Origin of the sequence: Campylobacter showae CC57C, assembly GCF_000344295.2 — a bacterium.
Lineage (GTDB): Bacteria > Campylobacterota > Campylobacteria > Campylobacterales > Campylobacteraceae > Campylobacter_A > Campylobacter_A showae_B.
Window position 1 is genome coordinate 1 of record NZ_AOTD01000208.1, and the last position, 8,588, is coordinate 8,588.

Annotated in this window: 8 protein-coding genes; all 8 read right to left on the minus strand. The window is 33.4% G+C overall.

Annotated elements, in window-relative coordinates:
- Window positions 1–287: 287 nt before the first annotated feature.
- Entirely contained in the window at window positions 288–500 is a 213-nt protein-coding gene (locus H740_RS07810; RefSeq protein WP_002953022.1) for a MerR family transcriptional regulator, read from the minus strand.
- Between the two features lie 543 nt (window positions 501–1,043).
- On the minus strand, window positions 1,044–1,415 hold the full coding sequence (locus H740_RS07815; RefSeq protein ID WP_223154715.1) for a nucleotidyltransferase family protein: 372 nt from the start codon (window positions 1,413–1,415) through the stop codon (window positions 1,044–1,046).
- A complete protein-coding gene (locus H740_RS07820) occupies window positions 1,412–3,031 on the minus strand; it encodes an AlwI family type II restriction endonuclease (RefSeq protein WP_002953024.1) in 1,620 nt (539 codons plus the stop codon). The genes H740_RS07815 and H740_RS07820 overlap by 4 nt, the downstream gene beginning before the upstream one ends.
- Window position 3,032: 1 nt before the next feature.
- Entirely contained in the window at window positions 3,033–3,935 is a 903-nt protein-coding gene (locus H740_RS07825) for a DNA adenine methylase (protein ID WP_002953027.1), read from the minus strand.
- The gene (locus H740_RS07830; RefSeq protein WP_002953029.1) at window positions 3,932–4,942 is read right to left on the minus strand and encodes a DNA adenine methylase; all 1,011 of its coding nucleotides are present in this window, start codon (window positions 4,940–4,942) and stop codon (window positions 3,932–3,934) included. Before H740_RS07830 ends, H740_RS07825 begins: the two co-directional genes overlap by 4 nt.
- A gap of 375 nt (window positions 4,943–5,317) precedes the next feature.
- Complete coding sequence (gene mobC / locus H740_RS07835; protein ID WP_002953030.1) at window positions 5,318–5,668, minus strand: plasmid mobilization relaxosome protein MobC; 351 nt, start codon at window positions 5,666–5,668, stop codon at window positions 5,318–5,320.
- Between the two features lie 344 nt (window positions 5,669–6,012).
- Window positions 6,013–6,999 (minus strand): AAA family ATPase, encoded by a 987-nt coding sequence (locus H740_RS07840; protein ID WP_002953031.1) that lies wholly within the window; start codon window positions 6,997–6,999, stop codon window positions 6,013–6,015.
- Window positions 7,000–7,072: 73 nt separating this feature from the next.
- Complete coding sequence (locus tag H740_RS07845) at window positions 7,073–8,356, minus strand: tyrosine-type recombinase/integrase (protein ID WP_034957718.1); 1,284 nt, start codon at window positions 8,354–8,356, stop codon at window positions 7,073–7,075.
- Window positions 8,357–8,588: the final 232 nt, after the last annotated feature.

Below are 8,588 nucleotides of genomic sequence, written 5' to 3' on the forward strand. Positions count from 1 at the left end.
AATGGTGGTTAGAGGCTAACTAGATTTAATCCTTGGAACTGCCATTTTGTCGGTATTTAAAAGTTTAAGCTTTCAATACTGCTTTAAACACTGCTGTATTTACTTTTTCTTAGTAAATTTGCCAAAATTTAGCAAACTTCTCTAAATAAAAATAACTTCCTTAATACTCCGCTTAAAATACCTTTTTTTATGGGCTTTTAAAGCTTTTGTATTTGCTTGAAAAGACTTGAATTGCAATTGTATAAAAATCAAGCTTAGTTTTTCTTATTTTTTAGCTTGAGCTTTGCTTATACTAGCGGATTTACAGCAAATTTTTTAAGCCACTCGTTTATGGCTTTTCTGCTGTATAGTATTACCCTTTTGACCTTGATATAGGGGATGGAGTCTGGCTTGCCTTGATTTATTTTCATTCTTAGTCTTGCTTGCATGTGTTTTGATATGCCAAATTCTAACTCTAACTGCTCTATGCTCATCAAATCATCGTTTTGGATTATTTTCATTTTTGCTCCTTTTGGTTTATTTGTTTTGGTTGCGTAACGATACTCAAAGCAAGCCTAAACACATCTTAGAAAAAAGGTATATAAAATTTTAACACTACGCTGAGTGGCAAAAAAAAAGGGGGGGGGTAGAATCCGCAAATGGTGGGTGTTGATTTTGCTTTAAAAATAATAAATTTCTAAAAACATAAGATATATTTTCGCTAAAAAAGTATAAAAATTTAAATAGTAAAATCGCCAAAAATTACTAAAAAATAAGATAATATTTTGGCTATCTTTAAGGATATGGTTATGGATGGTTTTCCTGATTATGTTTAAAAATAAGTAAGGTATAGATAAATAAAATATTGAATTATAAGTATTTTGAAACAAAACATAAAGAAATGCATTAAAACAAGATAAAAAAGCATAATTTAAGTTTTTTAAAAAATGCCCAAGCTTGACTGTTGATAAATTTGAACGCCGATGTTACCACTTTGCGTAGATACTCGGCTTTTTAGACTCAAGCGTGGTTTTGCTTCATCTAAATTTGGCATGGGTTCTTTACTAGACATATATCGCCCCTTTTACTATCTTGCTCTCTTGTATTTTTTGCTCAGAGTAAAAGTCACAAATATCAACAGGTTTTTGAAATTTGTTAGCGATTTGCTTTTTTAAATCATCTAGATATTCAAGTGCCTTAAATGCGTGCAATCTATCCAAAAAGCTCTTTTTATCGGCTAATATGACTATATCTATATCAGAGTTTTCGTCCGCATAACCCTTGGCATAGCTTCCAAAAAGTCCTATTTTTAGGATGCCGTCTCTTTCAAGACTTGGCTTTATTTCGCTCAAATATGCGAGTATGGCTTCTTTGGTTAAAGTTGGTTTACGCACCAGTGGATTATTGCCGTAGATATTGTCAGTGCAACTTCTCACAATAAGCTCTCATCGTTTAAATTTGATAATTTGCTACTGCTTTCAACTTTTACGATAAAATCATTAATGGCATAATATGAAATATTTATTTTGTTACTGAATTTGGCAAATTTTGCATATCTTTTTGCATCATCGTGGATAATCGGTGCTATAAAAATACTAAATTTTTCCTTGTCATTATCGCTATTTGAGATATTTTCTATTAAATGTCTCTCGATCGGTATCATTTCATTTGTGCTTTGACTTCTATCTCTTATTAGACTTACTTCCACATAGCTTTCTGCTTTGTCGTCAAATGCTACAATATCTGCTTTGCCACCGCTTGCCGTAAATACTGGAAGTCCTTCGTCATCGCTTTTATAATTTGGAATGATGCTTATATTATCAAAGCTTTTTGTTAAATATATGGCTGTTAAAAACTCTAATCTAAGTGGCTTGTCAATTAGCCTTAAGAGTTCATCAGTCGAAGCTTTTCTTTTATCGCAAGTTATAAGCAGCTCATTTTTGATAAAATCAATTTCATATGATGAGGCAAATTCTCTTAGTTTTGTCGTTTTAACATCATCACTTATGACGGCTGATTCTGTAGTGATTAAATTATTATCAATACTTGCCATATAGTTATAAAATGCAAGTTTATTTGCATTACCGTCATCTAAATAGTCGCCGTTAAATAGAGTTGTTAAGCTTAAAATATATTCGGCTTTTTTAATTTCGTTGCTATTAATATCAATAAATCTACCATTTCCACGAAGCGAAATAAGCCCAGTAATGCGCATTTTGCGGATATACTCATCTACTGCTTCGCTCGTGATTTGATTTATTTTAAATCTTGTCCTGTTGTCACTTTCTAAGAGATTTAAGCATTTTTCATATATAAATTCATCTGAATAGCCAAATTTAGTATTTGTCAATTCATAAATTTCGCTTCTTAAGCTCACAATATAATTAAATAACTCGTTGCCATCATCGTTTTGCCAGCAAAGTAAAATTGGAATTTCTTTTGTGCTAAGCGGATTTTGTTCTTGTTCTTTTAGTGTTTTTAAAAGTGATAATAAGAGCCTTAAAGGTGCGTTGTGATTTAAATTTTTCTTGTATGGATTGCCGACTTCATATTTGCTAAGAGCATTTAAAAATACAGCATTTACGAGATTTTCATCAATTTCATCTTTAAATTTTTCATTTTGGCTGTCATAGTATGCATTTATTAGCATTTTTGCACTATCACTAATTAAAATTCTTTCATTTTTTGCATAGTAACAAAAGCCAAATTCGCTCATCAGTTTATACCAAGTATCAAAGCGACTTTCCCAGCCTTTTTCAAAACCTTTTTCTTTATGGTTTTGTGGCGAAATTTCGCAAATATGATTTAACTCATTGTCGCTAAAAATATATTCGTCGTTATCAAATTTCCTTTTTAGCTCTTGATTTTTGTTAATTGAATTTGGTCTGTATAATCTATATGCCAGAACTTCTCTTACGATTTGCATAATTGTTTGGTTATCTAAAATTTCATTTTCAAATTTTGCGATTATAGTTAAAAATTCACCAATCCTGCGCGGATTTCTCATAGTTGTTGAAAAGCTTATGATTTTCCTTTCGGCACTTCGTGGCATCTTATTTCCTTATGTAATTTGTTACAAAAATTTCTTTGCTATCAGCTTTTATGGTATTGTCATTAAAGCTTATGTAATTGCTAGTTATATTGTAAATTTTGTATTTTTTAGACCAAGACTTGATAATTTCGTTCGTCTGTCCTTTGTGATTTACTAGATTTGTAATGCCAAATTTTATCCCCTTTTTATCCAATCTATCCAGTGTTTCATAAAGTATAGTCTCATCAAATTTACTCCAAAGCTTATTGTATTCGCTGTTAGAGATTAGATAGGGTGGGTCTAAATAGACATAATCATCTTTTTTAAATTTAACGCTATTTAAAAAATCTATATAATCAAGATTTGAAAATGAAATTTTATTTTTGCTCATAAAATTTGTATAGTTTTTTAGTGCTTCATAGACATTTGCATTAAAATCTACATTCCCCACTGGTAGGTTAAAAAGCCCGTTTGAATTAAATCTAATAATGCGATTAAAGCCGTAAATCAAAAGTAGATAAAGATAGAGCATGTTTGTTTGATCTTTATTATAATCAGCTCTTAAAGCTTCATAGGCTGTTTTGTTGTATTTCGCATAATATGTTTTTATATATCTTTTTTTAAGCTCGTCAGGAGCTATTTTGCCATTAAGTGAAAATGACAATCCATAACTAGATATTATTTCTGATAGCTTACTAAACAATTCGTCTATATCAAATTTGCTCAGTGTTTTATGCAGATTGATTATATTTGTGTCTATATCATTAGCTAGGTATTCCTTTGCCTTCGTGTTTAAAAATACACTTCCGCCACCAACAAACGGCTCAATAAATCGCTCTATTTTTTTTGGGAATAACTCGCCAAGTTGCCCCATAAGTTTATACTTGTCGCCGACATAAAACAGCGGGGAACGAATGGCTTTCATTTTTTTACCTTTACGATGAATAAAAATTCTTTATGTCCGTTAAGTTCAGTTTTTCCAGCGTTAAAATAGTTGTGTGATTTCTCTTTTATACTTAACTTACCTTTTTTGCTCAAAATTTGCTCTATTTGTTCAAAGCTTATTTTATTCTGTGATGAACTTGATTTTGAATTATAAGTGTTATTATATGTCAAAGCGATTTGCTTGCAGTCAAGATTCGCAACTAAATCATCAAGCTCTTTTACAGCACTGCTTCGGCAGTAGTTGCTCATATTTTCAGGCGGTGGTTTAAGTGCTGTTCCGCTTAATTTTGGTTTTTTCCACTGAATTAAATTCTCATAAACATGATAAAAACGGCTATATTGACGAGAGTTGTAAGGCGGGTCGATAAATACCAAATCTGTCTTAATTTTTCTTGCTAGATTGTTTGCATTTTCTCTGTGGATTTCAATAGTTTTGTTGTGCTTTATAGGCAAAATCAAATCAAACTCAAATCTATCTTTGGGGCTTTCGTTTTTTATATATGCTTCATAGTGACCGACAGTATTTGCTATTTTATCCATTGAGTAAATAAGACTTGTTAGTAAAATATTTTCAGTGGTTTTGTCAAATTTGCTTAATGCGATATGTTCTCTAATTGAGCCAATCTTAAGACAATCGCCATTGCTAAAAAATTTATCACTGAAATTTTCACTAAAATAGTTTTTTTTCAAAGCCACCGAGTTGTTGTAAAAATTCTTAAGCTCGTTTAATTTATTAAGGTCAGCATTTGGTGAATTAAAAAAAGAGTTGTAAATAACTTCGTTTGAATATAAAAAATCGTTTATTATTATTTTTTTGATGTGAGAGATTTCTACAAATTTACTTGCCACGACACCACTGCCAGCAAAAATATCACAAACACTCTTGATGTCAGATAAATCCAAATTTTGAAATATCCACTCGCCAAGCTTTGCTTTTGAGCCAATGTATCTACGATTTGAAATATTAAAATAATTTTGTTCTTGCATTTTTTATATTTTCTTTTGTGCTACATTTATCTAGGATTATATATTTCGTCGCATAAAAAAGCACTGAAATATACTAGAAAAAAGTCGGGCATAGCTGTAAAATAGACGCTAGTAGCTAGTCAATTTACAATTAAATTTTTCTTTTTTTAGAAATTTGCGTAATTTTTAAAATTTTGCTTACAAATGGCGATGAACTCGCCATTTCACCCCAAAACACAGCCATAAAAAGGGTTATCCTGCCCTGCTACTTTCATCTTTATTTTTTTTTGGTAGTTTTAAAAATTTATAGATTTTTGTGTGAGAAAGATTTAAGAAAATTTTTTGAAATTTAGAAAGCTTTGCTTGGCTTGCAATGAAAAAGGGGAGAGAAATATTTTAGCGATAGTAGATAATTTTTCGTGTGCTTCTAATCTCCTTTTTTGTTTCATCGCAGATTTTTCTGATCTCTTTTAGATATTGTGCTATTTTATTTTCTGGGTCATTTTCAAAAATGTCAATGTTTAGATGATATGCGATTTGATTTATGTTATTTGCGATATACATAAATTCCAGTAAAAACTCGGCTAAAATTTCATTTCGTATCCCCATTCGCTCCACTGTGTTTGCATATTTTTCATAACGCAAAAGTTTTCTAATGATGTTTGACTTGCTTACTTCAAATTTTTTAGAGAGTTTTTCAAGTGTTTTGTAGTCTTGCTCGGTTAAGTTTATGTGCAGGTCTTGCATTTTCTCCCCTTTTTATTTTCATCATACAATCAAATAAAAAATAAGTAAAGCAAAAAGAGTAAAAAATTTAGTTTGGCAGAGTTTGGCAAGAGCCTTGCCGAACTAAAAAAGTTTTTTATGCCGATAAAATGGCACTTTGCAAGTTGCTTTTAGTTTAGTTCGGCAGTTCGGCAGGATTTGCACTAAAATTTGAGATCTTGCGTATAAAATTTGCCAAACTGCCAAACTAAAAATTTTTTACTATTTTTATCCCTTATTTTGGGACTTTGAGAGCAAAGTCAGTTCGGCAAGGCTCTTGCCAAACTCTGCCGAACTGAAAAAGTAAAGAAAAAAGGGGGAGAAAATCAAAGCATTTTGAAAATAGTTTGATTGTGCTGATTGCTCGTTTCTATGGTGTAAAACCTACCATCAAATCTTTTTAAAAGAAATTTTATAGCCTTAGCTCCGCACACTTGCGTTTCATCTATCTTTGCTAGTCGTTTTATCTCGTTGGTTAAATTTTGTAAATTTATACCACTTGGATTTTTGGCGATGATCTCTTTTGCGTATTCTAGGGCTTGTTTTTGCTCGTCATTTAAATCATAAAGATAAAAGTCGCCAAGACTTACGCTAAGCTCTGCAGTGTCTAATATCACGGCTTGTGGGGCGGTGTCATCTCTGCCTTTTTGTGGCTCAAGTGTTACGATAAGCTGACTGCCATTTCGCTCCCTTTTTTTGACATAGTAGGCTTCGTCTGAGCTATCTATAAAGGCGGTTGAGCCTTTATGCTCTTTGTTATCCTTATCGCTAAAACTTTGCTTATTTTGGTGATGTAAAAACCACACGCCAGCGTAATAATTACGCATCTCTTGCATGGCTGTAAGATAGGGCATGACCACTTCATCAAGGCTCATAGAACCTTTTATGAAATTTCGCATACTATCAAAGACGATGAGTGCGTCCTTATGCTCGTCGTTTGCAAATTTTGAGAGCGTGAAGATAATTGACCTTGTATCAAGGTCTTTTTCCTTTACCTTTTTAGAAAAGCTAATATAAGTTAGGTTGGGATATTCAGCTAAAATCCTATCTAAGCCACGATTTTTAAGAGTGCCGATGCCATTATCTGCGTCTATGTAATACACCTTTTTAACAGCTCCTATTTTTAGTAGATATACCGCCAAAAAAAGCGTGGTTATGCTCTTGCCGTTGCCAGCTTTGGCATAAAAGCAAATGAGCTTATTTGTCTCTATGAAGTTTGATATAAGCCATTTTTGCATATAATCCGAAATGTATTTTGTGCTAAGCGATAGGTTTGAATGGTCTAGATCTATCGCTTGGATTTTCTCACTCATCTTTTATCCTTAATATATTTATTTTTGCTTGCAAATTTTAAAAATTTCGTGTTTTATCTCATTTTCCCCCTTTTTAAAATAGTGTCTCTAGGCTATTTAAATAGTCGCCATACCACTGCATGAGCCTTGCGAGTTGCTCTTTGGTGCTACGGCTTCGCTCGTATGCGAATTTGACCGCATCGCTCTCTTTGTGGGCTAGGGCGGTCTCTATGACTTCATCGCTTATGCCCATTTGCAGAAGCTGGGCTTTGTTTTGCGTGCAAATGGTGCGAAAAGTCGCACGAAAACCGTGAGCGGTAGCTACGCCTTTGTATAATCCGCCGTTTAAATTTATGATAGCTTTGTTAAGACTATCTTTGTGGATATGCTCTTGTTTGTTAAGGGCTGGGAAGACAAAGCCGTTTTCTATAATGCAGAAATTTCTTTGCTCTTTTAGGATTTTTAAAGCGTAGGAGTTCAGGGCGACCTGATGAGCGTAGCTCATTTTCATCTCATCTGCTGGGATAGTCCAAGTCTGCTCATCAAAGTTTATGTACTCCCATTTTACGCTTGCGGTGTTGATAGGGCGATTTACGCATAAAATTTGCAAATAAATCGCTCTTTTGGTTTGCAAGTCCATCTTGCCATCACTCTTTAAGTCGTGCAGGAACTGGGCTAGGGCTTTCTCGTCGGTTATCGCACTTAGTCTGCTGTCTATGTTGTGGCGTTGTTTGTAACTACGTGAAGTGGGGAACTCTTTGTGAAGTGCTGGGATGAAGTTTTTAGCGATATAATCGTCTCGCTCAGCTATCATAAAGACTTCGTTTATATTGTCTATCAGGCGATGTATCGTCTCAAGCCTGCTTTTGTTTGGGTCATGTGGGTTAAAAATGGCACTTAGGACTTCTTTTATCTCGCTGTATCTTATATCTTTTATATCCCTTTTACCAAGGGCTGGCAAGAAGTATTTTTGGTGTCTTAGCACGACTTTTTCAAGATAGCTTTGCTTTTTACCGCTTTTTCGCTTGTGTTCTACTATCCTATTAAATAGGTTTTCATAGATGTATTTGCCTATTTGCCTGCCCCTTAGTTCATCAATGCTCAGCTTTCCGCCATTTAGCTCTCTTAGCATTTTCGTGGCTTTGGTGCGTGCCATTTGAGCTGTAAAGACGCCCTCGCGCCACTCGCCGATTTTTATAAACTGCTCTTTGTCGTATTTGCTCTCTTTGTATTTGAGTGAGAAGGTTTTTGTGCCTTTTGGATTAACAAATATGTATAGTTCTTTTGGGTTGCCGACAACTTTTTTGTATTGTGTGGATCGTGGTGCAAGATTTTTGATCTCTCTATCTTGCAGAGTGGTAGAAGCGACATTGCTCATTTTTATCCCTTTTTTGGATGATTTTTTGAGCAATACTTCCTTAATAAAATTTACTGCTTTAATTACTGCCCTAAATCCACTGAAATTAAAGCGAATTAAAAACTTGGTTAAAGTAACTTTTTGCAATTAAGTATCGCTCCCCGCTTCGCAAACAAGGGAATTAACAGCAATTTAAAGGGATTGATTTGTAGCTGAAAGGAACTTAAAATAAACTTAAATGGTGGTTAGAGGC

Bases quoted from the DNA above. Each gene is read 5' to 3' on its own strand.
- H740_RS07810 (WP_002953022.1), bottom strand. From the start codon at position 500: ATGAAAATAATCCAAAACGATGATTTGATGAGCATAGAGCAGTTAGAG.
- H740_RS07820 (WP_002953024.1), bottom strand. From the start codon at position 3,031: ATGCCACGAAGTGCCGAAAGGAAAATCATAAGCTTTTCAACAACTATG.
- H740_RS07825 (WP_002953027.1), bottom strand. From the start codon at position 3,935: ATGAAAGCCATTCGTTCCCCGCTGTTTTATGTCGGCGACAAGTATAAA.
- H740_RS07830 (WP_002953029.1), bottom strand. From the start codon at position 4,942: ATGCAAGAACAAAATTATTTTAATATTTCAAATCGTAGATACATTGGC.
- mobC (WP_002953030.1), bottom strand. From the start codon at position 5,668: ATGCAAGACCTGCACATAAACTTAACCGAGCAAGACTACAAAACACTT.
- H740_RS07840 (WP_002953031.1), bottom strand. From the start codon at position 6,999: ATGAGTGAGAAAATCCAAGCGATAGATCTAGACCATTCAAACCTATCG.
- H740_RS07845 (WP_034957718.1), bottom strand. From the start codon at position 8,356: ATGAGCAATGTCGCTTCTACCACTCTGCAAGATAGAGAGATCAAAAAT.